Consider the following 25,446-nt stretch of genomic DNA (forward strand, 5'->3'; position numbering starts at 1 on the left):
CAACGCAGCCGTCCACCAGCGTCGGCGGACCGCCAGGCGGCGCCACCTCCGGCACCGCTCACACGAGCAGGGCCTACCGAGGGCGTACCTGATCCGGCCGATCACCGCGGCCCTCGGAGCGCTCGGCCGTCACGCACGACGACGGCCGCACCCACCTGACGCCCATGATCCACCAGGTCACGGCGCGTTTGCAGAGGCGGTTCGTGTACCGCCGCATCCGCTCTCACGTCTGGCCCAGCTCAGGAGCTAGTGGTGGGGCGGGCGGGACTCGAACCCGCGACCGAGGGATTATGAGTCCCCTGCTCTAACCGGCTGAGCTACCGCCCCGAAACACCGCGCCGGATCTTATCCCGCTCGGCGATCAGCAGCCAGCACCGCGCCGGCCGGCGCCCACGTCTGCGCCAGCACGATGGGCTACAGGAATATAACAGCGTGCTCGGGTACGCCTGTCAGCCGGCGCGCAGCTCGTCCAACACCGCGCCGGCCGCGCGCCACCCGCTGGCGAGAGCGCCCTGGATCGATGGGCTGTCCCGGTGGTCGCCGGCCACGAACAGGCCCTCCCCCAACGACACGGGCTTGCGCAGTCGTCCCTGCGGTGGCGGCGCGGCGGGCAGCGCCTGTGGCACGGCCACGGTGGTGAGGTGTGTCCAGTCGGCGGTGGATCGGCCGTACAGCCGGGTCAGCTCGGCCCGGATGGTCGGCTCGGGTGGCGCGCTCGGGCCGACCACCGACGTGGCCACCAGGTGCCGCCCGGCGGGCGCGTACGTCGACGCGGCGTTGCTGAGCACGACCGTGTTCGCCACGATCTCCCGCCGGTCGCCGTCGACGAGCAGGATCGGTTCGGAAAGCGGCGGCTCCGGCGCGCTGTGGTAGTAGGTGGTGTAGCTGTGCATGCGTACCGTCGCCAGGGCCGGCAGCAGCGCGGGCGCGGCGGGCGGGTCGACGGCGACCACGACGGCCCGGCAGCGGATGTCGCCGGCCTGGGTGCGGACCCGGCCGGGCGCGACGGCCGCGACCGGGGTGTCCAGGTCGAGCAGGTCGGCGGGGAGCGGCGCGGCGATGGCCCGGGGCAGCGCGGCCATGCCCTCGGCGGGCAGGCCGATCCGGCCGCGGGCGAAGGAGCGCAACACCATCGCGAGTACGTGGCTGGAGGTGGCCAACTCCCGGTCGATGAACACACCGGACAGGAACGGCCGCAGCAGCTCCTCGATGATCGCGTCGGAGAGGCCCGCCCGGCGCAGCGCCGTCTCGGCGCTGGTCTCCGGGGCGGTGAGCAGCCGGGACACCGGCAGGGTGGCGCAGCCGGTCGCGAGCGCGGCGAAGCGGAGCCGGTCGAGTAGGGTGCCGACTCCGGCGAGCGCGGTGCCGGGGGCGCCGGTCGGCTCGCGCAACGGGTTGACAAGCCGCAGCAGGTCGTCGCCCTTGCGCACCAGCACGCCGGAGGTGAAGTACCCGAGGTGCAGCCGGTCGATGTCGAGCAGTGTGCCGAGCTGCGGGTAGGCGGTGTTGAGCACCTGGAAGCCGCGGTCGACGAGGTAGCCGTCGACGACGTCGGTGGCGACCCGACCGCCGAGTCGGCCGCCGGCCTCCAGCAGCCGCCAGGGCACGCCGGCGCGGTGCAGCCGGCGGGCGGCGGCGAGGCCGGCCAGGCCACCGCCGACGATGACCACGTCCGTCTCAGCCAGCATCGCGCGCCTCCCGCTCACCGTTCGCCCGGGACAGTCGGCCCGGCCACCAGATCTTCGGCCCGATGTCGTACGCGAGCGCGGGCACCAGCAGCGACCGGACGATGATCGTGTCGATCAGTACCCCGATCGCGACCGCCGTACCCAACTCGACGAGGATCACGAGCGGCAGCACGGCGAGGGCGGAGAAGGTCGCGGCGAGCACGATGCCGGCGGAGGTGATCACGCCGCCGGTGACGGCGAGGCCGGCCAGCACTCCGGCGCGGGTGCCGCGCTTGAGTGACTCCTCTCGTACCCGGCTCATCAGGAAGATGTTGTAGTCGATGCCGAGGGCGACCAGGAAGACGAAGGCGAACAGCGGGAACGACGAGTCCACCCCGGGAAAGTCGAACGCGTGCCGGAACAGCAGCGCGCAGAGGCCGAGGGTGGCCGCGAAGCTGAGCAGCACGGTGCCGATCAGCAGCAGCGGGGCGAGCAGCGCCCGCAGCAGCAGGGCCAGGATGACCGCGATGACCACGAGCACCACCGGGATGATGACGTTCTGGTCGCGCTTCGCGGCGTCGGAGGTGTCCACGTTGATCGCCGTGAAGCCGCCGACCACCGCGTCCGCGCCGGGCACCCGGTGTACGGCCACCCGCAGCTCCCGGATGGTCCGCTCGGCGCCGTCGCTGTCCGGCGGGTCGGCCAGGGTGGCCTCCAGTTGCACCCGCCCGTCGACGACCTTGGGTGGGGCGTTCTCCTTCGGTGGGCCGGTCTGCGGGCCGGCGGTGAGGGGGCGGACGTCGGCGACGCCGGGCACGTCCTTCGCCACCTGGGCGACCTGCCGGGCGGTCTGTTCAGTGGTGAAGATGGTGGCCGGGCTGCCCGTGCCGGCCGGGAAGTGCCGGGAGATCACCTCCTGCCCGTCCACCGAGTCAGTGCGCTGGGTGAACAGGTCGGACTGCCCGAGCGTGGTGGCGCCGAGCTGGGTGAGGCCCAGTGTGAGGACGGCCAGTACGACGGCGGTGCTCAGCCAGATCGGTCGGGCGTGCCGGGCCACGAAACCGGCGACGCGGCTCCAGATGCCGTGCTCGGCGCGCGGGTCGGCCTGGTCCTCCCGGGGCCGTCGGGGCCAGAACGCCCACCGGCCGCCGAGCACCAGCAGCGCAGGCAGGAAGGTGAGCATCACCAGCAGGGTGGCGGCGATGCCGATGGCGGCGACCGGGCCGAGCGCCCGGTTGGAGTTGAGGCTGGACAGCAGCAGGCAGAGCAGGCTGACGATGACCGTGCCGCCGGAGGCGATGATGGCGGGCGCGGCGCCCTTCCACGCGGTGCGCATGGCGTCCCACGGTCGGGCGTGGCGGTGCAGTTCCTCCCGGTAGCGGGCGATCATCAGCAGCGCGTAGTCGGTGCCGGCGCCGAAGACCAGCACGGTGAGGATGCCCTGCGCCTGCCCGTTGAGCTTCACCACGTCGGCGTCGGCGAGCAGGTAGACGAAGACCGAGGCCAGGGCGTACGACATGCCGGCGGCGAGCAGCGGAAAGACCCAGAGCACCGGGCTGCGGTAGACCACCAACAGGATGATCAGCACCACCACCAGGGTGACCAGCAGCAGCGGCCCGTCGATGGCGGAGAAGACCTTGATCAGGTCGGCGAGCAGGCCGGCGGGTCCGGAGACGTCCACGCTGAGCCCGTCGGAGTCACCGCCGGTGATGTCGCGGAGCTGGTCGACGACCGAGCCGATCTCCTCCCCCTCGGCGTCATCCACCGGCACGACGACCTGCAGGGCCTGGCCGTCCTGGCTCGGAATGGGCGGGGGCAACGGGGTGAGCACGCCGGGCACCTGGGCGAACCGGGCGGCGTCGGCGCTGACCCGCTGCCGGTCGGCGTCGGTGATCCCGGCCGGCCGTTCGTAGACGACGAGCGCCGGGATGGTCTGCCGGTCGACGAAGTCGCCGGTGAGGTCCTGGGCGCGGGTCGCCTCGGCGTCGGTGGGCAGGAAGGCGGCGTTGTCGTTGGTGGCGACCTCACTGAGCCGCCCGGCGTACGGCCCGGCCACGCCGCCGATCACCAGCCAGGCCAGCACGACCGCCACCGCGATCAGCGTGGCCCTGCCGCCTCGTCCGGACATCCGCACTCACCCCATGGATCGACGCGGTGGGAGTTTGCGTCAACGCCGACCATCCTGCCGGCCACGCAGGTCGTGGGAGGGCGAACCGGCTCACACACCCCGAAACGCGGCACGCGCTCCCCCATTCTCCGGCGTCACGCACCCGCAGGACGGCGCTTCGCCGTAGACCACTTGACGCCAACACTCTGATGGTGAGAGCTTTCTTTAGACAGTTACTTCTAAATGAGAGTTACTACCATGCAGCCTGACCCTCGCTTCCGATGGTGGGCACTCGCGGCTCTCGCGCTGAGCGGCCTGGTGATCGGCCTCGATCTGACGATCCTCAACGTGGCCCTGCCGACCCTGGCGTCCGACCTGGGCGCCACCACCAGCGACCTGCAGTGGTTCGCCAATGCCTACAACCTCGTACTCGCGGCTCTGATGCTGCCCGCCGGACTGCTCGGCGACCGCTTCGGCCGCAAGAAGCTGCTGCTCGCCGGCCTGACCGTCTTCGGCCTGGGCTCGCTGGCCTGCGTGTATGCCACGTCCCCGGAGACGCTGATCGGCGCCCGGGCCCTGCTCGGCCTCGGCGCCGCCTTCGTGCTCCCGCTCGCCGTGTCGGCGCTGCCGCTGCTGTTCGACCGTGCGGAACGCGCCAAGGCGGTCAGCATCTGGGTCACGGCGAACGCCGCGAGCTTCCCGCTCGGCCCGATCATCGGCGGTTTCCTGCTGGACACGTTCTGGTGGGGCTCGGTCTTCCTGATCAACGTGCCGGTCGTGGTGCTCGGCCTGCTGGCGGTCTCCATGCTCGTGCCGGAATCGCGCAGTGCGCAGAAGCCGAGCCTGGACCTGCTGGGGATCCTCACCTCGGGTGTGGGCCTGGCCGGCCTCACGTTCGGGCTCACCGAGGCCGGCAGCCGGGGCTGGAGCGATGGCCTGGTGCTCGCGACGCTTGTCGGCGGCATCGTGCTGCTGATCGTGTTCGTGGTGTGGGAGAAGCGACGCCCCGGCAGCGCCCTCGTCGACCTCACCCTGTTCCGCTCCCGCCCGTTCACCTGGGGCAGCGCGATGGCGACACTCGTCTCGTTCGCCACGTTCGGCCTGCTCTTCTCGATCCCCCAGTTCTTCCAGGCGGTCAGCGGTGCCGACGCGCTCGGCACCGGGCTGCGGCTCCTGCCGGTCATCGGCGGGCTGCTCGTCGGCGCGCAGATCGCCGAGATGCTCGTCGTGAAGATCGGTGCGGGTCTCGTGGTCTCCATCGGCTTCGCCTTTGTCGTGGTCGGGCTGCTGATCGGCGGCACGACGACGGTCTCCTCCGACTACTGGTTCGTCGCGGTCTGGATCGCCGTCAGCGGCATCGGGATCGGATTCGTGCTCCCCACCGCGATGGACACCGCACTGGGCACCCTCACCGAGGAACGCAGCGGGATCGGCTCGGCGGTCATCCAGGCGCTGCGCCAGGTCGGCGGCACCGTCGGCGTCGCCGTGCTGGGCACCGTGCTGAGCATCGTCTACCAGGACAGGCTCGATCTGGACGGGGTGCCCCGCGACATCGCCACCCGCGTCGAGGACAGCGCTGCGGCCGGTGTCATCGTCGCGCACCGGTTCGCTTCGGATGAGCTGCTGACGTCCGTGCGGACCGCGTTCGTACACGCGATGGACGTGATGCTCGTCGTGTGTGCCGGATTCGGCATTCTTGGCGTTATCCTCGCGGTCGTCTTCCTCCCCCGTGCCCGGCAGGCGTCACAGCCGGAGCTGACCAGCACCGGTGCGGGAGGGGTGAGGGCAGCGGCACAAGCGAAGGATGGTTGAGCGTGGCGGGTCTGAGGGAACGGAAGCGGGCACGGACGCATGCCCAGATCCAGCAGGAGGCGATACGCCTCTTCCGTCAGCAGGGTTACGCCAACACACGGGTCGACCAGATCTGCGAAGCCGCCGAGGTCTCCCCGAGCACCTTCTTCCGGTATTTCCCGACCAAGGAGGACGTTCTGCTCGACGACCGCCTCGACGAGCAGGTCGTTGAGGCGTTCCGCGCCCAGCCAGCCGAGCTCACCCCGATCCAGGCGGTGCGCGAGGCATTCCGCACGGTCTTCACCGCACTTCCCCAGGAGGTGAAGACCTGGGAGACCGAGCGGCAGGCGGTGATCCGCTCAGTGCCGGAGCTCCAGGCGCGGATGCTGCAGACGTTCACCGACAGCATCCGGATGCTCGCCGCCGCGGTCGCCGAGCGGGTCGGCCGTAGCCCGGACGAGCTGGAGGTGCGCACGTTCGCCGGCGCGCTCATCGGAGTGTCACTGTCGGCCATGATGTACGCCGACGAGGATGCCGACTACATCACCCTGATGGATGCCGGCCTCGGGCAGTTGGAGCGCGGTCTGACGCTCTGACGCCAAGAGAGCCACCGAGTGGGCCCCTGGCCTGGGTAAACGCTCCCCCGATTGGACTCGAACCAATAACCTGCCGGTTAACAGCCGGCTGCTCTGCCAATTGAGCTACAGGGGATCATGCTCCGCGCGACTATCGGATCTCCCCGACGCCGTGCGACGGGACAAGACTACAGGACATCCCCGGGTGGTGGTCCAGTGGGTTCCCTGCCACCGTCGCATTGACAATAGGGGTAAATCGCCATCCCGGCACAAGCATGCTTGAGCGGAGAGCAGGATGGGTAGTTAGCTGCGGACAGAGGACGCAGGCGCGAACAGGTCGCCTTCCGACGGGGCAACTCGCCGGGGCGACGGCGCGTCAGGTACGGAAGGAGCCGCCATGCGCGGAAAGATCATGTTTCTTGGCGGGCTGGCTGCGGGATTCGTCCTGGGCGCCCGTGCCGGCCGGGAAAAGTACGAAGAGCTCGTGGTCAAGGGCCGCAAGGTGCTCGACCACCCGACCGTCCAGGAGGCGGCCGGGGTCGCGCAGGCCCAGGCCAACAAGCTCTACAGCGAGGGTAAGGACAAGCTCGGCCAGTCCAAGCTGGGCGAGAAGCTGGGCACCGGCAACGGCAGCACCGGCAAGCAGGAGCTGACCGCCGCCGACGACGCGTTCGCCGGCACGCCCGCCACCGTGGGCGCCAAGGCGGGCACCAGCACGGTCGGCACGACCTCCGGGTCGCCGTCGTCCACCAACACCCCCCGCACCAAGCCGTCCGGCTCGGGCACGAACGCCAGCACGCTCTGACCAATCGCACGTCGACGGGCCGGTCGCCGCAGGGCGACCGGCCCGTGGTCTGTCCGAGGTGCGGTCAGTCCTTGCTGCTGAACGCCGCGTCGAACGCCGCGCTCGGCGCGTCGAAGGCGAGCCGACGGACGAACTGCAACGCCTCCGGGGCGCCGACCAGCCGGTCCATCCCGGCGTCTTCCCACTCGACCGAGATCGGGCCCTCGTAACCGATCGCGTTCAACGCGCGGAAGCAGTCCTCCCAGGGCACGTCGCCGTGGCCGGTGGAGACGAAGTCCCACCCGCGGCGCAGGTCGGCCCAGGGCAGGTGCGAGGCGAGCCGGCCACGCCGGCCGTCGCCGGTGCGCACCTTGGCGTCCTTGCAGTCCACGTGGTAGATCCGGTCGGCGAAGTCGAAGATGAAGTTCACCGGGTCCAGCTCCTGCCAGACGAAGTGCGACGGGTCCCAGTTCAGCCCGAACGCGGGCCGGTTGCCGATGGCCTCCAGCGTCCGCTTCGTCGTCCAGTAGTCGTACGCGATCTCGCTGGGGTGGACCTCGTGCGCGAACCGCACCCCCACCTCGTCGAACACGTCGAGGATCGGGTTCCACCGGTCGGCGAAGTCCTGGTAGCCGCGCTCGATCATCGCCGGCGGCACCGGCGGGAACATCGCCAGGGTGTGCCAGATCGACGAACCGGTGAAGCCGACGACAGTCTTCACTCCGAGCTTCGCCGCCGCCCGCGCGGTGTCCTTGATCTCCTCGGCGGCCCGCTGGCGGACCCCCTCGGGCTCCCCGTCGCCCCAGATCCGGGCGGGCAGGATGTCCTGGTGCCGCTCGTCGATCGGGTGGTCGCAGACGGCCTGGCCGACCAGGTGGTTGGAGATCGTGAAGACCTCAAGGTTGTGCTTCGCGAGGGTCTCCCGCTTGCGCTCGACGTACGAGTCGTCGGCGAGCGCCTTGTCGACCTCGAAGTGGTCGCCCCAGCAGGCGATCTCCAGACCGTCGTAGCCCCACTCGGAGGCGAGCCGGCAGACCTCCTCGAAAGGTAGGTCGGCCCACTGGCCGGTGAAGAGCGTGATGGGTCGCGCCATTGTTCTTCTCCCCTGATTGTCATGGGGGATTCCAGGTGCGGACCGGGGCGAGGGTGACCGGACGTACGCGGCACCGAGCGGTCACCGGTGGGTGCGGAACACACCTGGGCCCGGCGGGTTGCGCCTCCCACCGGGTCACCGGCCACCTGCACGGTCGCCGCCCCCACCCTATTTCCGCGACACCCCATTGCGAAAGCCCTGCGGCCCGATGATCATTCGGCCACCTCCTCGGGCGCCGGCAGGGCGGCCCGCACGGCGAAGCCGCCACCGGCGCGGGGGCCGGCCGACAACGTGCCGCCGAGGCGTTCGGCGCGCCTGCGTACCCCGAGCAGACCCCGCCCGGCGCCCTGGGTGCCACCACCGGCGCCCTCGTCGCGGACCTCGATGGTGATGCCCGTGGCGTCGTAGCGCAGGCGGACCGCGACCGGCGCGCCCGGGGCGTGCCGGCACGCGTTCGTCAACGATTCCTCGATGATCCGGTACGCCACCGCGTCGACAGGTCCCGGGAGCGGCCGGGGTTGACCGGCCAGGCTCCATCGCACCGGCTGACCTGCGGCGAAGCCCTCCACCAGCGCGTCGAGCCGGTTCAGGCTGCCTGTCGGCTCGAACGGGTCGTCCGGCTCCTCGGGACGCCGGAGCGCGCCCGCCAGCCGGTGCCCCTGCTCCAGCACCATCCCGCGCCACCGCGCGAACCGCCCCATGCTGGTCAAGGTACGGCAGCCGGCTGTGCGCCGGTCCCCCGCGTCACCGACCCGCGCGCCTTACCCGCCCGACCCGCCCTCGCCCCGCACTCCCCACGCCGCCCCGCCCCGCCTCGCCCCGCCCTCGCCCCGCCCTTCGCCCCCACCCTCGCCCCGCCGATCTTGCATTTTGTGTTGTCGAAGAGTCGGGATTGTGGCATAAGTACCGACAGAAAGTGCAAGATCGGCGCGGCGGTGGGGTGGGGTGGGCGCGGTGGGGTGGGGTGGGCGCGGTGGGGTGGGGTGGGCGCGCTGGGGTGGGGTGGGCGCGGTGGGGTGGGGTGGGTGGGGACGGGGAGGGCAGGGCCGACGCCGTGGCGTCGGCCCTGCCCTGCATAGTCGGTTAGGGCAGGGTCCACTTCTGGTTGGCCGCGCCGAGGCAGGTCCAGAGGTGTACGGGGGTGCTGTCCGCCGAGTTGTTGCCGGAGACGTCGAGGCACTTGCCCGACGACGGGTTGCGCAGGGTGCTGTCGGACTGGGCCGCCCAGTTCTGCGCGGCGCTGCCGTTGCAGTTCCAGAGCTGGATCTTGGTGCCGTTGGCGGAGGCGCCACCGTTGACGTCCAGGCACTTGCCCAGCGCCTTGATCGTCGAGCCGGACACGGTCCAGGTCTGCGCCGCGCCTCCGTTGCAGGTGTAGAGCTGGATCTGGGTGCCGTCGGCGGTACCGCCGCCGCGCACGTCCAGGCACTTGCCCGCCAGACCCTTGATCGGGCCGACCCCGGGAGTGCCGCCGCCACCCTTGACCAGTGTGAAGTCGTCCAGGTCGAAGAGCCCCGTACCACTACCGGTGAAGGTGAGATAGAGGTTCTGGGTGCCGGACGGGACGTTGGCGAGCGTGGTGGTGACGTTGGCGTACGTCGACCAACTGCCGGTGTTCGGCACCGCCACCGAGCCGAGCACCGGGCCGGTCGCCGAGCCGGTGCGCACCTGGATGGTGCCGCCCGCCCCGCCGGAGACGACCCGGGCCGTGAACGAGGTGACGCCGGTCAGGTTGACCCCGTTGTACGCGGCCCAGTCACCCGGCTCGATGTAGCCCAGGGTCTGCCCGCCGTTGGCGCCCTCCTTGGCGAACGCGGAGACGCCGTTGGCCGAGCTGAACGCCTCGGCCTGGATCGTGCCGGTGGGCGTCGGGGTGGTGCCCAGTTCCTTGATCCGGATGTTGCGGAAGAAGGTGTCGTCACCGGTGCCGTGGTTCTGGATGCCGATGTGGCCGGCGAGCGAGCGGACCGGGTCGGTGTTGGTGAAGTCGTTGATCTTCACCCCGTTGAGGAGGACCTGTAGCCGTTCCCCCTCGACCAGCAGCTCGTAGGTGTTCCACTCCCCCGGCGCGTTGAGCGCCGCGTCCCGGGCGGCGATGTCGGCCGCCTTGTACGTGTAGATCGCGCCGGTGGTGCGGTCGACCGCGTCGGTGGCGTCGATCTGGACCTCGTAGCCGTTGTTGATCGCCGACTGCGGGTCACTCGACGGCGGGAAGCCGATGAAGATGCCGGAGTTGTCGTCCCCGGCCAGCTTCCAGTCCAGCTTCAGCGAGTAGTTGGTGAACTGCTTGGCGTTGTACCAGAACAGCCCCATGCCGCCCACCGACGTCAGGGTGGCGTCGGAGTTGGTGAAGCTGCCCGGGCCGGCCTGCGACCAGCCGGTCGTCGAGCCGTTGTAGAGCGGGGTGTAGCCGGTCTCCGGACGGCAGTCGGCCTTGCTCCGACCGGCGGCGTACCGGATGCCACCGAGCAGGTGGGTCCGGAACGCTGGCTCCGCGTACGACGCCTGGGTGTGCCCGGCCCCGGTGTAGAAGGACCGGCCGCCGCTGTAGCTCTTGCACCAGCTCAGCGGGTGGTCGGCGCCCATGCCGCCACCGGAGTACGACGACTCGTCGAGCGTCGCCAGCACGTGGGCGGTCGAGCGGGCGTTGGTCCGGTAGTTGTACCACTCGTCGGTGCGGGTCCAGGTCTGCGGCAGGTGACCCGTCGCGGCGTGCGCCCGGTCCTCCACCTTGACGTTTGCCTGCTGGATCGCCGGGTGGGAGGCGAACCACGCGCCCACCAGGTTGCCGTAGAACGGCCAGTCGTACTCGGTGTCCGAGGCCGCGTGCACGCCCACGTATCCGCGACCCGAGCCGATGTACGACTCGAAGGCGGTCTGCTGGCTGGCGTCGAGCACGTCTCCTGTGGTGTTGAGGAAGACGACGGCCTCGTACTGGGCGAGGTTGGCGGTGGTGAACACGGCCGCGTCCTCGGTGGCGGTGACCGTGAAGTTGTTCGCCGCGCCCAGGTCACGGATGGTCTGGATGCCGACCGGGATCGCGTCGTGCCGGAAACCGGCGGTCTTGGAGAAGACCAGCACGTCGTACGGGGCGTCGGCGGCGCTGGCCGGGCTGGCCGGGGTGGTGCAGGCGATGACGGCGAGGGCGGCCAGGCCCGCACCGAGGACGGGGCGCAGGAGTCTGCGCATATCGCTCTCCTAACTGTGGTTAGGAAGGGCCCCCTGCCCAACCGTAGGCGAAGACAGGGGGCCCCACCACTCAGCTCAGGGCAGGATCCACTTTTGGTTGGCGGCGGCGGTGCAGGTCCACAGGCGAACCGCGGTGCTGTCGGCGGAACTGTTGTCGGAGACGTCGAGGCACTTGCCGGACCCGGCGTTGCGGAGCGTGCCGTCGGCCTGCGCGGCCCAGTTCTGCGCCGCGGTCCCGTTGCAGGTGTAGAGCTGGATCTTGGTGCCGTCGGCGGTGCCGGCGCCGGCGACGTCCAGGCACTTGCCCAACGACTTGATCGTGGAGTTCGGGGTGACAGCCCAGGTCTGCGCCGCGCTGCCGTTGCAGGTGTAGATCTGGATCTGCGTGCCGTCGGCGGTGGCGGCGCTGCGCACGTCCAGGCACTTGCCACCCAGACCCTTGATCGGGCCACTCCCGCCGGTGGCGGTGCCGGTGACGAACGTGAACGCGTCCAGGTCGTAGAGCGCCCCGGTGCCCGACCCGGCGAAGGTCAGGTACAGGGTGGTCGTACCCGTCGGCGGGCTCGTGATCGTGCCGGTCACCGTCGCGAAGGTCTCCCAGCCGCCGGTCACCGGGACCGTGGCCGAGCCGAGCACCGTGCCGGTGGCCGAGCCGGCCCGGACCTGGAGGGTGCCACCGGCGCCCGCCGAGGAGACCCGGGCGTTGAACGAGGTCACGTTGCCCAGCCGGTACGGCTGGAACGCGATCCAGTCGCCGTTGTTGATGTCGCCGACGGTCTTGCCGCCCTCGGCCGTGGCCTTGCTGAACACGTTGATCCCGGACGAGGTGCCGAAGAACTCGGCCTGCCGGTGCCGCGGCGGCAGCGTGTGCTGGGTGTGCGTGGTCAGGCCACCGGCGTCGGTGTACTCGGCGTCGAAGATCGCGAAGATGTTCGCCGCGTCGTCGTGCTCACCGTCGACCGGGATGGTGATCGAGCCGGAGCACCCGGTCTTCGAGGTGATCTGGTGTCCGTGCTGGTCGTGCCCGAGCACGTAGGTCATCTTGACCTTCGTGCAGTCGATCGTGCCGTCCTCCGGGTCGGTCACCGTGATGCTGTACGGCACCGTGTCGCCGAAGCTGAACAACTGGCCGTTGCCGGGGTTGTTGATGGTGACGGTGGGCGCGGTGTTGCCGACGCTGATCCGTACGCTGCTGCTGCCGGTGGCGCCCTGCGCGTCCCGCACCGTCAGCGTGGCGGTGTAGGTGCCGTTCGTGGAGTACGTCTTCGTCGGGTTGGCGGCGGTCGAGGTGGTCCCGTCACCGAAGGCCCACGAGTACGTCAGCGCGCCGCCCTCGGGGTCGGACGAGCCGGCCGAGGAGAAGGTCACCGCGAGCGGCGCCGCACCGGAGGTCCGGTTGGCGCTGGCCACGGCCGTCGGTGCCCGGTTGCCGCTGCCGACGTAGTCGAAGCGGTAGAGCGCCGAGTTGGCGTCGCCGTTGAAGTAGCCGGTGCCGTAGTCGAGCACGTAGTACGCGCCGTCCGGGCCGAACGCCGAGTCCATCACCTGCTTGCCGACCCACGGGAACGTGTCGATGGCGCCCCGGGAGCCGTCGGAGTTGACGTGGATCGGCTTGATCCAGCCCCGGCCGAACTCGGTGGCGAAGAACTGCCCGTCGAAGGACTGCGGGAACTTCGTGGTGGAGGTCGACGAGGCGTTGTACCGGTAGACCGGGCCGCCCATCGGCGACTCGGAGCCGCCGCCGAACTCGGTCGGGGTGCCGGCGTCGCCGGCGTACCGGATCCACGCCGGCTGGGCCGGCGGGAGGGTGGTCAGGCCGGTGTTGCGGAACGAGTTGTTCGTCGGCCCGCTGGCGCAGTTGTACTTCGCCCCGCTGGCGTTGCTGGCGAAGTCCCACTCGTTGTACGTCTCGGTGGAGGTGTTGGTGCCGGTGCAGTACGGCCAGCCGTAGTTGCCAGGTGCGGCGACCCGGTTGAACTCCACCTGGCCGGACGGCCCACGGGTGGAGCTCGTGGTGCCGGCGTCCGGCCCGTAGTCACCGACGTAGACGACCCCGGTGGCCTTGTCCACGCTGATCCGGAACGGGTTGCGGAACCCCATCGCGTAGATCTCCGGCCGGGTCCTGGCCGTGCCGGGCGCGAACAGGTTGCCCGAGGGGATGGAGTACGTGCCGTTGGCGTTCACCTTGATCCGCAGGATCTTGCCGCGCAGGTCGTTGGTGTTGCCGGCGCTGCGCTGGGCGTCGTACGCCGGGTTGCGGTTGCTCCGCTCGTCCAGGGGCGAGTAGCCGGCGGACTCGAACGGGTTGGTGTCGTCGCCGGTGGACAGGTAGAGGTTGCCGGCGGCGTCGAAGTCGATGTCCCCGCCGACGTGGCAGCACAGCCCACGGTCGGCCGGCACGTCGAGCACGTCGACCTTGGTCGACTGGTTGATCGTGAAGTCGGCGTTGAGGGTGAACCGGGAGAGGCGGTTCACTCCCTGCCAGGCGGAGAAGTCGGTGCCGGTGGCCGGCGCGTCGCCGCCGGGGGTGGAGAGGGGCGGCGCGTAGTAGAGGAAGATCTGTCGGTTGCTGGTGAAGTTGGGGTCGACCCCGACGCCCTGCAACCCCTCCTCGTCGTGGTTGTAGACCGACAGGGTGCCGACCACGGAGGTGGTGCCGTTCGCGTCGGTGCGGCGCAGGGTGCCGTTGCGGGCGGTGTGCAGGACGGAGCGGTCCGGCAGCACGGCCAGCGACATGGGCTCGCCCATGTCGGTGACGCCGCGGGCCAGCTCGACCTGCTGGAAGTCGGTGGCGACGATCGTGTGCGCCTGTGCGGGAGCCGAGCCGGCGGCGAGTGCGACAGTGCCGGCGGCGACTGCCAGCAGCAGCGCCGATCCGGCGGAGGACCATCGTCGGGAACGATGGTGTGGAGCGTCCTTCATGGACATGTGTGCTGCCCCTTCCTGACGAGTGACTGCCAGGCGGGCGCGCGCCGTCGCGCCGGTGCCGTAGCGGTGAGGGTGGTCGATGTGTTACCGCGCCGCCGGTTCACCTCGATGAAACATTGTGGGGTTGGTCACGACACTAAGTTGTGGGTGTCGATGTGTCCATACCTTCCGGTGATTCCACGCCAACTTTCGTCGATCTGTTCGAAAGTGGCCGATCACGCGTGGCGGTCGATTGCCTGTCCGGCCAGCGCGACGAGCGCCGCACGCGCCTCGTCCGCCACCATGGCGCTCTGCAGGGCACCGAGCGCTGCTTCGGTCCGGACCCGGATCATCTGCTCGATCCGTTCCCGGGCACCGGTTTCCTCGATGATCGCGCGCAGCTCCGCCGCGCCGTCGGCGTCCAACGCCGGGTTGCCGAACAGCTCCCGCAGCCGGATGGTCTGCGACCGGTCGGCGGCACTGCGGGCCAACGCCATCATCACCGTGGGCTTGCCCTCACGCAGGTCGTCCAGGACCGACTTGCCGGTGATCGCCGGGTCCCCGAAGACGCCCAGCACGTCGTCGCGGAGCTGGAACGCGTCGCCCAACGGGTCACCGAACTCGCCCAGCGCGGCGATCAACTCGGGCCCCGCGCCGGCCAGGGCCGCCCCGATCTGCAACGGCCGGGTCACCGTGTAGCGGGCGGCCTTCATCCGGATCACGGTGAGCGCGCTGGCCACCGAGCCGTCACCCACACCCGAGACCAGGTCCAGGTACTCCCCCGCGATCACCTCGGTCCGCATCAGCGCGAACACGCCGTACCCGCGGTGCACCTGTTCGGTGCTCAGCCCACACTCGTGGAACATCTGGTCCGACCAGGCCGCGCAGAGGTCCCCGCAGAGCAGGGCGGTGTTGCGCCCGTACGCCTCCGGGTCTCCGCGCCACGCCGAGCGGGCGTGCAGGTCGGCGAAGAGCCGGTGCACCGACGGCTCGCCCCGGCGGCGGTCGCTGCCGTCCAGGATGTCGTCGTGGATCAGCGCGAACGCGTGGAACAGCTCAAGCGCCGCCGCGGCCACCACGATCGGGGTGCTGTCGGCGGCCCCCGCGCCGCGCCAGCCCCAGTAGCAGAACAGCGGACGTAACCGCTTCCCGCCCGCCAGCACGAACCGTTGCAGTGCGGTGAACACCCCGCGTGGCGCGCCGTCGGGCCAGTCCGGGCCCTGCCGTTCGAGGAACCCGGCCAGCTCCGCGTCGAACCGTGCCCGCAGCCCGCTGGCGTCGGCGGGTGCCACGGTCACCGTCACGACCCCTCCCCCGGCCCGGTCGAACGGTCGCCACCCAGCCCGGCCAACTCCAGCAGCAGCGCCTTGACCTCGGTCGCCGCGATCTTGTCCCGGGCCGCCGCCGGGTCGGAGCAGAGCAGCACCGGAGCGTCCGCCGGGTCGTCCGGCAGCCGCCCGTGCGAGCCCTTCACCGCCCGCGCGCCGGCGTCCAGGCCGACAGCGCTCATCAGGTACCGCATGCCGATCTTCTTGCGGGCCAGGGCCACCCCGGCGCGGGCCTTCGCGGCACCGGGGTTGGCCGGGTCGAAGAACAGCTCGGCGGGGTCGTACCCCGGCTTCCGGTGAATTTCCACGAGCCGCGCGAAGTCCGGCGCGCGGTCGTCGTCCAGCCAGTAGTAGTAGGTGAACCAGGAGTCCGGCTCGGCCACCAACACCAGCTCACCGGCGCGCGGATGGTCCAACCCGTGTGCGGCCTTGCCCTCGGCGTCGAGCACCTCGGCCACCCCGGGCAGGCCGGCGCAGAGTTTCGCCACCGCCGGCACGTCGGCCGGGTCCTTGACGTAGACGTGCGCGATCTGGTGGTCGGCGACCGCGAACGCCTTCGACGTCCACGGGTCGAGGTATTCCATGCCGGCCTGGGTGTGCACGTGCAGCAGCCCCTCGGCGCGCAGCAGCCGGTTGACGTCCACCGGCCGGGACACGTCGGTGATGCCGTACTCCGACAGCACCACCACCGTGGCGTCCCGGGCGCGGGCGGCGTCCAGCAGGGGCCCGAGCACCGCGTCCAGCTCGGCCGCCGCGGTGGCGGCCTGGGCCGACGACGGGCCGAACCGTTGCAGGTCGTAGTCCAGGTGCGGGACGTAGACCAGGGTGAGATCCGGTGACACGTCGGACAGGATCTGCTCGGCCGCCTGGCAGATCCACCGCGACGACGGCAGTCCGGCCGTCGGCCCCCAGTAGGTGAACAGCGGGAAGGTGCCCAGCCGGCCGGTGAGCGCGTCGTGCAGCTCGGGCGGGTCGGTGTAGCAGTCCGGTTCCTTGCGCCCGTCGGCGTAGTAGACCGGGCGGGGCGTCACCGTCCAGTTGACGTCCGCGCCCATGGCGTACCACCAGCAGACGTTGGCGACGGTGTAGCCCGGCTCGGCCTTGCGGGCCGCCTGCCAGAGCTTCTCCCCGCCGACGAGCGCGTTGTGCTGCCGCCACAGCAACACCTCGCCCAGCTCCCGGAAATACCACCCGTTGCCGACGATCCCGTGCCCGCTGGGCGTCTCGCCGGTGAGGAACGTGGACTGCACCGAGCAGGTCACCGCGGGCAACACGGTGCCCAACTCGGCCCGGAAGCCGCCGTCGGCGACCCCCCGCAGCCGGGGCATGTGCGCCAGTAGTCGTGGGGTCAACCCCACCACGTCGAGGACCACAAGTCGCCGGCTCATCGCGTCACCCCCATGCTCACGGTTCGGTCTGTGGTCAGGCCGAGGCCGACCAGTTCGTCTCGGGCGAAGGCCAGCTCGGCGGCGATGCCGGCGGCCAGCTCCGCGTCGGTGCCGGGCCGTCGGGCGGCCGGCAGCACCCCCCAGGTGTACGTCTCGACGTCGAGGTGGTCGCAGCCGGCGGTCGGGCCCTCGAAGAGCGCTCTCAGGGCTGCGCGGAGCACCGGCAGGGTCGAGCTGAGCGGCTCCTCGGGTGGGGCGTGCAGGGGCACGTGGTAGTGCACCCGCCACGGGCCGGGCAGCGCCCGGTCCAGTGCCTCGTCCAGGTCGTCGGCCGCGTACGTCGGGTCGGCCGGGTCGGGCCGGCCCGCACAGCCGGCGCCCCGGGTCTGGTGCAGGAAGCGCGGCTCCACCCAGCGGCGCAACGCGTCGACGCCGCCGACCGGGTCGGCCGCCTCGACGGCGGCGGAGACCTGCACCTTTACCACGGGCAGCCCGGCCGCCCGCAGTCGTTGCAGTGCCTCCGCCGGGTCCTCCCAGGCGCAGGCCAGGTGGGCCAGGTCGACGCAGACACCCAGCCGCTCGGTGTCCATCCCGGACAGCAGCGCGGCGGCCTGACCGGTGCTCTCCACCACGCAGCCCGGTTCCGGCTCGAACGCCACCCGCACCTCGCGGCCGGTGTCGCGCTGCACGGCGGCCAGGCCGGCGGCCAACTGGTCCAACCGGCCCCGGGCCGCGTCGGCCGAAGCGGTGTCCCAGGGGTGACGCCAGGCCAGTGGCAGCGTGGAGATCGAGCCCCGGGCGGCGTCGTCGGGCAGCAGGTCGGCGAGCACCCGGGCCAGATTCACTGTGTACGTGAGGCGCTGCTCGGTGGTCCAGTCCGGGTGGTAGACGTCCTGCTTGACCACCGGCGCCTGGAAGGCCGCGTACGGGAAGCCGTTGAGGGTCACCACCTCCAGCCCTCGCGCGGTCAGCTCGGAGCGCAGTCGGCGACGCAGCGTCGGGTCGGCGGCCAGCTCGGCGGCGACCGGGGCGGCCAGCCACAGGCCGAGGCCCAGCAGGTCACTGCCGAGTGCCTCGCGCACCGGCACGGCGTAGGTGTCCAGTTGACCGAGGATGCCGGCGAGGTCCTCGGCGGGGTGCACGTTCGTGCAGTAGCCGAGATGGACGGTCTCGCCGCCGGCGTGTCGCAGCCGCATCAGCTGCCGCCGCGCAGGATCGAGTTGCCCGTCTGCGGGTCCACCTTGGCGGCGACGTCCAGGTCGCTGAGGTCGAGCCGGCCGGACTGCCCGTAGAACTCCACCGGGTTGCGCCACAGCACCGCGTCGACGTCGTCGTCACTGAACCCGGCCAGCAGCATCGCCTCACCGGTGGCCCGGGTCAGCAGCGGGTCGGAGCGCCCCCAGTCGGCGGCGGAGTTGACGAGCATCCGTTCCGTGCCGTACTCGCGCAGCAGCTCGACCATCCGCTGCGGGGTCATCTTGGTGTCCGGGTAGATGGAGAAACCCAGCCAGCAGCCGCTGTCGCGGACCAGCTTGACGGTCACCTCGTTGAGGTGGTCGACCACCACCCGACCCGCGTCGATGCCGGACTCGGCGACCACGGCGAGGGTGCGCTCGCACCCGCGCGCCTTGTCCCGGTGCGGGGTGTGCACGAGCGCCGGCAGGTCGTACGCCACGGCGAGGGCGAGCTGCGCGGCGAACGCCTCGTCCTCCTCCGGCGTCATCGAGTCGTACCCGATCTCGCCGACCGCCACCACCGCGTCCTTGTCCAGGTAGCGGGGCAGCAGGTCGAGGACGGGGCGGCAGCGCGGGTCGTTGGCCTCCTTGGGGTTCAGCGCGATCGTCGCGAAGTGCCGCACCCCGAACTGCCCGGCCCGGAACGGCTCCCAGCCGATCAGCGAGTCGAAGTAGTCGGTGAACGAGGCGGCGCTTGTGCGCGGCTGACCCAGCCAGAACGCCGGCTCCACCACGGCGCGTACGCCGGCGGCGGCCATCCGTTCGTAGTCGTCGGTGGTGCGTGAGGTCATATGGATGTGCGGGTCGAAGATACGCATGTCACGCCTCCCGGGGCAGTGCGGCGGTGAGCCGGTCGAGCAGGTCGGTGGCGTCGGCGGGCAACTCCCGGCCGGCGGCGTGCCGCTCGGCGGCAAGCGCCGCCAGCATCGCGGCCAGTTCCCCGTCGGCACGGGTCTCCAGGTCGGCGACCACTGCCAACGGCACACCGCTGAACACGCACTTGAGCACCGCCTGCCGCCAGGCGGCCGGAGTGAGGTGCCGGGCGTACGGGCCGAGGGCCGCGCCGACCAGCCGGGTGTCGTTGGTGCGGATCGCGTCGTGCAGCAGCGGCACCCCGGCGGCGCCGATCGGCAGCAGCGGCAGGGCCCGCAGCACGGCTCGGCGCTCGGCCGCGTCACCGTGCTGGTAGAGGCTCTCGGCGTACGCCGCGTGGTCGCCGGGCAGGCTGGTGAGCAGCAGCACCCGGGCCGCGTCGTCGGCGGTCCAGCCGGGGGCGTCGGGCAGCGCGGCCCGACCGCACCGCCGGCCGGCGGCGGGGAAGAGCCGGGTGATCGCGGTGGGCTCGACCGCGACCCGGCTCAGCGCCGTGTCCAGCCAATCGGGATCGGGTACGCCTCCCAGCGCGGCCCGTAGTGAATCCGGTGTCATCCCGTCTCCTCCCTCGTGCTGCTCCAGGTGCCCCACCATCACCCTTTGCTCTGCACCTATATGTGCGCCGAAGCCTCGTCAGCTGGTGTCGCCTCGGTGGGTGTCGCCTCGGCGGGTGCAGAGCAAAGGGGGCTGGCAGAGTGGTCACCGGTGGCCGTAGCGGCGGCCGCGCGCAGGAAATCGATGGACCGGGCGGCCACGTCCGGTGCGGCGTGCGAGTCCCGGGGCAGCTCCACGGCGACCAGGCCGCGGTAGCCGGCCTCGGCCAGGGCCGCCAGCACCGGCGGGAAGTCGATCTCGCCGGTGCCGAACTCCAGGTGCTCGTGCACACCCCGGCGCATGTCGTCGATCTGCACGTTGACCAGGTGGTCGGCCACCTCGGCGACGCACTGCGGCACCGGCCACGGCTCCAGGCAGCGGCAGTGGCCGATGTCGAGGGTGATGCCGAAGCGGGCCGGGTCGCCGAGGGCCGCGCGAAGCCGCCGCCAGTCGGCGATGTCCTGCACCAGCATCCCCGGTTCGGGCTCGAAGCCGAGGGTGACGCCCGCGCTGTCGGCCGCGTCGACAACGGTGGCGCAGCCGGCGACCAGCCGGTCCCAGGCGCACTGCGGGGACACGGTTTCGGGTCGGACACCGGCCCAGAACGAGACCGCCTCCGCGCCGAGGTCGGCACCGATCCGAACGGCCCGGCGCAGGAACTCGATCCGCCGCGTCGGGTCGTCGTGCAGCAACGTCGGGGCGTGCTTGTGCCACGGGTCGAGCAGGTAGCGGGCCCCGGTCTCGATCACCACCGCCAGACCCAGCTCCTCCAACCGCCGGCCGAGGACTGCCACCCGGCGGGCGAGTCCGGGCGCGAACGGGTCCAGGTGGTCGTGGTCGAGGGTGAGCGCGACTCCGTCGTACCCGAGGTCGGCGAGGACGGCGAGCGCGTCGTCGAGTCGGTGGTTGGCGAAGCCGTTCGTGCCGTACCCGAGGCGCAGCGTCGTGGCGTCGGCCGCCGGCGGCGCGGATCGGGGCTGGGGGACCGTCATGTCGGGGAGACTTTCCGGGCCAGGCGTCGACCCAGCGGCGCGGCAGCCGCGACCGCCACGCCGAGCAAGCCGGCGCCGCCGCGCGCGGTGAGCGCCCCCTGGAGGGCGGGCAGGCCGGTGATCCCGGCGCCGACGGCGGCGCGAACCCGTCCGGCCGACGGGTCCCGGATCACCTCGGCCTGGGCCGCGCCGTAGCGGGCGGCGTACCACCCGGCCAGCACGGCGGGCAGCACGGCCGCGACCCGGGCCCATCGGGTGCGACCCGCGCCCGCGCCGACCTCGTCGGCCGGGCCCTGGGTGGTGGCCTCGCTCCGGTCGGCGGCTCGGGCGGTCACGCGTCGGGCGTGCGGGATGGCGGCGCTGGCGGCGACGAGCGCGGTGCCCGCGAGGGTGCGCATCGGCAGCGCGGCGTCGGCGCCACTGACCTCCCGGCGGGACAGCGCGGTGACGGTCCAGGTGTGCGCGGCGACGGTGACCGCCGCCGGCAACGCCCTGGTCAGCCGGCCGCCGGACGCGCCGAGCAGCACATCCAGCCCCCGGCAGGCGGCCATCACGGCCGGACCGGCGGCGGTGTTCTTGGCCAGCAGGTCGTACCCCCAGATGGTGGCGGCCAGCGGCACGGCGAGCGCGGCGGCGCGGCGACCGCCCGCGACGGCGGCCAGGCCGACGCCGGCGGCCGTGAGGCCCGCCGCGAGACCGACCGCGGCGGCCGGGGTGATCCGCCCGCTGGGAATCGGCCGCTCGGGCCGCTCCACGGCGTCCAGACCCCGGTCGGCCCAGTCGTTGGCGGCCATGCCGGCCCAGTAGAGCAGCACCGACGCGCCGGCCAGAGCGGGGGTACGCGGACCCAACGCGCCGGCCGCCGCCGCTCCGGCGACCACGTCGCCGGGCACCGAGAGCGCGGCCGGTGCCCGGACCAGCTCGGCGAGGTCAGCCAGCGTGGTCATCGGAACCGTCCCCGCCACCGTGCAGGAGCCGGGTGAAGTCGGTCAGCCGGGCCCACTGCTCGCCCAGGGAGTGGCTGGGCGAACCCAGCGGGTCCTTGAAGAAGAAGCCCAGCTCGGTCAGCGGCCCCACGTGCCCGGCGGCGTGCGCGGCGGCGGTGAGCCGGGCCAGGTCGAGCACCAGCGGCGCGGCCAACGCGGAGTCGCAGCCGTGCCAGGTGAACTCCATCCGCATGCCGGTGCCGAGGAAGCCGGCGAAGGTGATCAGATCCCAGGCGGTCTTGAAGTCGCCGAGCTCCTCGACGTACTCGATGCGGGTGCCGCCCTGCGGGACGTAGCCCAGCGTCTCGCCGAGCACCCGCTGCTTGCTCTGCACCTTCGCGGCGTTGGCGGCCGGGTCGGCGAGGGTGGCGCCGTCGCCACCGCCGAGCAGGTTGAACCCGGACCAGGAGCGCACGTCCAGGTTGCGCATCGCGAACATCGGCGCGAGCACCGACTTGACCAGCGTCTCCCCGGTCTTGCCGTCGTGCCCTGCGTACGGCAGGCCGGCCTCGTCGGCGAGCGCGGCAAGCGCGGGCAGCCGCAGCCCGGTGGACGGGGTGAAGTCGACGAACGGGCAGCCGGCCAGCACTGCCGCGTACGCGTAGAGGGAGCTGACCGGCAGCACCTCGTCCGGGCCGCTGAGCGCGGCGCGCAGCGCGTCGGGGTCGGCGTGCCCGGGGTGCGGTGGCGGGGTGGGTTCGGTGGCGGAGACGTTGACGACCACCACCCGGTCCAGCCCGTGCCGCTCGCGGAAGCTGGTCAGGTCGCGGACCACGGCCTCGGCCCGGTCGGCCTGGGTGTCGCCCACGGGTGCGGGGCGCAGCTCCTGGTCGACCACGCCCAGCTCGTCGCGGAGCGCGGCGACCAGCCGCCAGGGGATGACGCCGGCGTCGGCGAGCGCCTCGGCGCGCTTGCACAGCGGGGTGGTGGCCAGGTCGTGTCCGCCGAAGACCAGATCGGCGAAGGCCGGCAGGGCCGGGCCACGCAGCTCGGGAAGCTCGGTGACGCAGCCGGTGGGCCCGGCCAGGCCGGCCCGCAGCGCGAGCCCCCCGACGATGCTGGTGGTCGCGACGGACCCGCGCGCTCCTACCAGCCAGACACCTGTTCGCATGGTGCTCCTTCCCCAATCACGAGGAACCGTCGGTACCGCTAAATATAGGAATATCAGAATAAGTTTCGGAAAGATATGGGCCGTGCCTGGATGGGCCCCGTCCGCCCGCCCCGCACCGGGATGACACCGGTTTCCGACGACGGCGTCGGCGGCGACGACGCCGGACCGGCTCCCGGTACGGGTGCGGGCAGACGGGGCTGGTAGGCAGGGTCGGGTCGGCGTCTCGACCCTGCCTCCCCCGAATCCGGTCTCCACCGATGGGTGGCGGTCCTCCGGTGCGGCCGGGGAATCCCGGTCCGGTCGCACCGGACGACCGTCCTGCTCGTGCGCCACCGGGCCGTACGGCCCGGCTGCACGCTCTCCGCTGCCGACCTCGTCCCGGCCGCGGGGCGCAATCCGCGGTCGGTCCCTCGCCGGTCGGCTTCGGAAAGCCGGTCGGGCGATGGCGGTGCGAACACCGCCATCGCGGATGGTCAAACTGTCAGGCGGCGGCTGTGACCAGCGCCGGTTCCACCTCGGTCCAGGAGGAGCCGAGTTCCGCCGAGCGGGTCACCGCGTCCAGCACCAGCTGGACCTGCAACGCGTCGGCGAAGGAAGGAGTCGGGTCGACGCCGGTGGCGACCGCCTCGATGAAGTCGCGCATCTCGTGCGTGAACGAGTGCTCGTAGCCGATGATGTGGCCCGGCGGCCACCACGCCGACATGTACGGGTGGTCGCCCTCGGTCACCAGGATGCGGCTGAAACCCTGTTCCACGCTGGGCCGGGTGGCGTCGTAGAACTCCAGCTCGTTGAGCCGCTCCAGATCGAAGATCACGCTGCCCAGCGAGCCGTTGATCTCGACGCGCAGCGAGTTCTTGCGACCGGTGGCGAAGCGGCTCGCCTCGTACGTGGCCAGGGCGCCACCGTCGAGCCGGGCCACGAAGACCGCGGCGTCGTCGACGGTGACCGGCCCGGTGGGCGCGGAACCGCCGTCGGCCGTGGCCGCCAGCCCGCTCGACTCGGCCGGCAACGGCCGCTCCTTGACGAAGGTCTCGGTGACCGCGCTGACCCCGCTGATCCGCTGACCGGTCACGAACTGGGTCAGATCGATGATGTGCGCACCGATGTCACCGAGCGCGCCGGAGCCCGCCCTGTCCTTCTGCAACCGCCAGACCAGCGGGAACTGCGGGTCCACGATCCAGTCCTGCAGGTACGTCGCACGGACGTGTCGAATCACCCCGAGCCGTCCGTCGGCGACCATCTGACGCATCATCGTGACCGCGGGGACCCGGCGGTAGTTGAACCCGCACATCGATCGCACCCCGGAGGCCCGGGCGAGGTCCGCCGCGGCGGTCATCGCCCGTGCCTCCTCCACCGTGTTGGCCAACGGCTTCTCGCACAGGACGTGCTTGCCGGCGGCCAGTGCGGCGAGGGCGATCTCGGCGTGACTGTCACCCGGGGTGCAGATGTCGACGACGTCGATGTCGTCCCGGTTGATCAAGTCTCGCCAGTCCGTGGTGGACGCGTCCCAGCCGAGACGATCGGCGGCTTCCGCCACCTTTGTTGTGTCTCGACCGCAGATCAGCGCCATCCGGGCCCGCGCCGGCAGGTCGAAGACGCGGTTCACGGTGCGCCACGCCTGTGAGTGCGCGGCGCCCATGAACGCGTAGCCGACCATGCCGACCCGCAGTTCTTTGTCTGTCGTGGACAAGGTGGGTCTCCCCCCGTATGTCAGAACCCGAGCTTGTCGTAGCTGCTCGCGTTCTCCTTGGTGATCGTTTCCGAGGCCAGGGTTACTTCCTTGGGAACCTGCAGCTCCGTCAGGTCGCCCAGGCCCCGACCCTGCGCGACGAGCCGCGCGAGCGAGATGGCCGAGGACGCCATTGACGGGTTGTAGGTGACCGTCGCCTTGAGCACCGTGTTGTCGGCCTTGATCGCGTCGATCGCGAGCTTGGAGCCCGCGCCGCCGACCATGAAGAACTCCGAACGGTTGGCCTGCTTGATGGCCGCGAGCACACCGATGCCCTGGTCGTCGTCGTGGTTCCAGATCGCGTCGATCTTCGGCAGCGCCTGGAGCAGCTGGGACGCCTCGCGCTGGCCGCTGTCCGAGGTGAACTCGGCCGAACGGCGGTTCTTCACCGTGAACCCGTAGGTCGCCAGGGCGGCCTTGAAGCCGTTGCTGCGCTCGACGGTCAGCGGGATCTCCAGGCCGGCGATCTCACCGATGATCGGGTTGGTGACGCCCTTGTCCTTGAGCTGCTTGCCGATGAAGTGCCCGGCCGACACGCCCATGCCGTAGTTGTCGCCCTTGATCACCAGCCGGGAGGCCAGCGCGTCGGGGAACGCCCGGTCGAGGTTCACGATCGGGATGCCCGCCTGCATCGCCTGGAGGGCAACGGCGTTGACCTCCTTGCCGTCGTGCGGCAGCACGACGATGATGTCCGGCTTCTGGGCGATCAGGGTGCCGAGCGTGGAGCGCTGGGCCTCCGAGTTCGACCCGCCGTCGACCTCCTTGAACTCCACATCGGAGTACGCGGCGGCCTGCGCCTTGGCGTTGGCGTGGATCGCGCCCATCCAACCGTGGTCGGCGGCCGGGGCGGAGAAGCCGATGACGACCTTCTTGCCCGGGGCGTTGTTGCCCTCGGCGTTGCCGGCGGCCTTGGTCTGGGTGCTGGCCGCCGGGGTCTCGTTGCTGGTGCAGGCGGTCAACAGGGTGGCGGCGCCAACTGCGGCTCCACCGAAGAGCAACCGGCGGCGCGACAGGTCGCGACTGTGCTGGGTCATGAACGACCTCCTGGGAGCGGGATTTGAGTGAGTAAGGGTGTGCGGGGCCCGGCCGGTGTCGAA

The 25,446-nt window shown here is 71.5% G+C and carries 19 protein-coding genes and 2 tRNA genes; 3 read left to right on the top strand and 18 right to left on the bottom strand.

Annotation, left to right across the window (positions count from 1 at the left end):
- Positions 1-250: 250 nt before the first annotated feature.
- The 3 genes from ACGFH8_RS06580 to ACGFH8_RS06590 form a co-directional block, all read right to left on the bottom strand.
- Positions 251-327: transfer RNA gene (locus ACGFH8_RS06580), tRNA-Ile, on the bottom strand.
- Between the two features lie 122 nt (positions 328-449).
- Positions 450-1,688 carry an FAD-dependent oxidoreductase gene (locus ACGFH8_RS06585; protein ID WP_393364289.1) on the bottom strand — a complete coding sequence of 413 codons (1,239 nt, stop codon included), beginning with the start codon at positions 1,686-1,688 and terminating at the stop codon, positions 450-452.
- Entirely contained in the window at positions 1,678-3,795 is a 2,118-nt protein-coding gene (locus tag ACGFH8_RS06590) for an MMPL family transporter (protein WP_393364292.1), read from the bottom strand. The genes ACGFH8_RS06585 and ACGFH8_RS06590 overlap by 11 nt, the downstream gene beginning before the upstream one ends.
- A gap of 237 nt (positions 3,796-4,032) precedes the next feature.
- Here ACGFH8_RS06590 and ACGFH8_RS06595 point away from each other — a divergent pair, with 237 nt between their 5' ends.
- Both ACGFH8_RS06595 and ACGFH8_RS06600 read left to right on the top strand, forming a co-directional pair.
- Positions 4,033-5,586, top strand: a complete 1,554-nt coding sequence (locus ACGFH8_RS06595; protein WP_393364295.1) for an MFS transporter — start codon at positions 4,033-4,035, stop codon at positions 5,584-5,586.
- A 2-nt stretch (positions 5,587-5,588) separates the two neighbouring features.
- Positions 5,589-6,161 (top strand): TetR family transcriptional regulator, encoded by a 573-nt coding sequence (locus ACGFH8_RS06600; RefSeq protein ID WP_393364297.1) that lies wholly within the window; start codon positions 5,589-5,591, stop codon positions 6,159-6,161.
- A gap of 42 nt (positions 6,162-6,203) precedes the next feature.
- Here the strand turns inward: ACGFH8_RS06600 and ACGFH8_RS06605 are convergent.
- A tRNA-Asn gene (locus tag ACGFH8_RS06605) sits at positions 6,204-6,276 on the bottom strand.
- A 261-nt stretch (positions 6,277-6,537) separates the two neighbouring features.
- Between ACGFH8_RS06605 and ACGFH8_RS06610 the strand changes: the two genes are divergently transcribed.
- Positions 6,538-6,945 carry a hypothetical protein gene (locus tag ACGFH8_RS06610; RefSeq protein ID WP_393364300.1) on the top strand — a complete coding sequence of 136 codons (408 nt, stop codon included), beginning with the start codon at positions 6,538-6,540 and terminating at the stop codon, positions 6,943-6,945.
- 64 nt (positions 6,946-7,009) lie between these two features.
- Here ACGFH8_RS06610 and ACGFH8_RS06615 read toward each other — a convergent pair whose 3' ends face one another.
- From ACGFH8_RS06615 to ACGFH8_RS06680, 14 genes are all read right to left on the bottom strand, one after another.
- Positions 7,010-8,017 (bottom strand): sugar phosphate isomerase/epimerase family protein, encoded by a 1,008-nt coding sequence (locus ACGFH8_RS06615; RefSeq protein ID WP_393364303.1) that lies wholly within the window; start codon positions 8,015-8,017, stop codon positions 7,010-7,012.
- A 212-nt stretch (positions 8,018-8,229) separates the two neighbouring features.
- On the bottom strand, positions 8,230-8,718 hold the full coding sequence (locus ACGFH8_RS06620) for a sensor histidine kinase (protein WP_393364306.1): 489 nt from the start codon (positions 8,716-8,718) through the stop codon (positions 8,230-8,232).
- A 382-nt stretch (positions 8,719-9,100) separates the two neighbouring features.
- Positions 9,101-11,206: a ThuA domain-containing protein gene (locus ACGFH8_RS06625; RefSeq protein WP_393364309.1), complete on the bottom strand. Its 2,106-nt coding sequence runs from the start codon at positions 11,204-11,206 to the stop codon at positions 9,101-9,103.
- A gap of 75 nt (positions 11,207-11,281) precedes the next feature.
- Complete coding sequence (locus tag ACGFH8_RS06630; RefSeq protein ID WP_393364313.1) at positions 11,282-14,134, bottom strand: PQQ-dependent sugar dehydrogenase; 2,853 nt, start codon at positions 14,132-14,134, stop codon at positions 11,282-11,284.
- Between the two features lie 215 nt (positions 14,135-14,349).
- Positions 14,350-15,417, bottom strand: a complete 1,068-nt coding sequence (locus tag ACGFH8_RS06635; RefSeq protein WP_393364316.1) for a polyprenyl synthetase family protein — start codon at positions 15,415-15,417, stop codon at positions 14,350-14,352.
- Positions 15,414-16,829 carry an alkaline phosphatase family protein gene (locus ACGFH8_RS06640; RefSeq protein WP_393364318.1) on the bottom strand — a complete coding sequence of 472 codons (1,416 nt, stop codon included), beginning with the start codon at positions 16,827-16,829 and terminating at the stop codon, positions 15,414-15,416. Before ACGFH8_RS06640 ends, ACGFH8_RS06635 begins: the two co-directional genes overlap by 4 nt.
- Positions 16,826-18,025 (bottom strand): metabolite traffic protein EboE, encoded by a 1,200-nt coding sequence (gene eboE, locus ACGFH8_RS06645; protein WP_393364321.1) that lies wholly within the window; start codon positions 18,023-18,025, stop codon positions 16,826-16,828. The genes ACGFH8_RS06640 and eboE overlap by 4 nt, the downstream gene beginning before the upstream one ends.
- Positions 18,025-18,882 (bottom strand): TatD family hydrolase, encoded by an 858-nt coding sequence (locus tag ACGFH8_RS06650; RefSeq protein ID WP_393364323.1) that lies wholly within the window; start codon positions 18,880-18,882, stop codon positions 18,025-18,027. Before ACGFH8_RS06650 ends, eboE begins: the two co-directional genes overlap by 1 nt.
- 1 nt (position 18,883) lies before the next feature.
- Entirely contained in the window at positions 18,884-19,492 is a 609-nt protein-coding gene (locus tag ACGFH8_RS06655; protein WP_393364326.1) for an EboA domain-containing protein, read from the bottom strand.
- Positions 19,493-19,548: 56 nt separating this feature from the next.
- Complete coding sequence (locus ACGFH8_RS06660; RefSeq protein ID WP_393364328.1) at positions 19,549-20,523, bottom strand: sugar phosphate isomerase/epimerase family protein; 975 nt, start codon at positions 20,521-20,523, stop codon at positions 19,549-19,551.
- Positions 20,520-21,470 carry an SCO3242 family prenyltransferase gene (locus tag ACGFH8_RS06665; RefSeq protein WP_393364331.1) on the bottom strand — a complete coding sequence of 317 codons (951 nt, stop codon included), beginning with the start codon at positions 21,468-21,470 and terminating at the stop codon, positions 20,520-20,522. The genes ACGFH8_RS06660 and ACGFH8_RS06665 overlap by 4 nt, the downstream gene beginning before the upstream one ends.
- Positions 21,454-22,620 carry an inositol-3-phosphate synthase gene (locus ACGFH8_RS06670; RefSeq protein ID WP_393364334.1) on the bottom strand — a complete coding sequence of 389 codons (1,167 nt, stop codon included), beginning with the start codon at positions 22,618-22,620 and terminating at the stop codon, positions 21,454-21,456. The genes ACGFH8_RS06665 and ACGFH8_RS06670 overlap by 17 nt, the downstream gene beginning before the upstream one ends.
- A gap of 481 nt (positions 22,621-23,101) precedes the next feature.
- Positions 23,102-24,277, bottom strand: a complete 1,176-nt coding sequence (locus ACGFH8_RS06675; protein ID WP_393364555.1) for a Gfo/Idh/MocA family protein — start codon at positions 24,275-24,277, stop codon at positions 23,102-23,104.
- Positions 24,278-24,330: 53 nt separating this feature from the next.
- Positions 24,331-25,383, bottom strand: a complete 1,053-nt coding sequence (locus ACGFH8_RS06680) for a substrate-binding domain-containing protein (protein ID WP_393364336.1) — start codon at positions 25,381-25,383, stop codon at positions 24,331-24,333.
- Positions 25,384-25,446: the final 63 nt, after the last annotated feature.

It is taken from the genome of Micromonospora sp. NPDC049175, assembly GCF_043197345.1.
Classification (GTDB): Bacteria; Actinomycetota; Actinomycetes; order Mycobacteriales; family Micromonosporaceae; genus Micromonospora.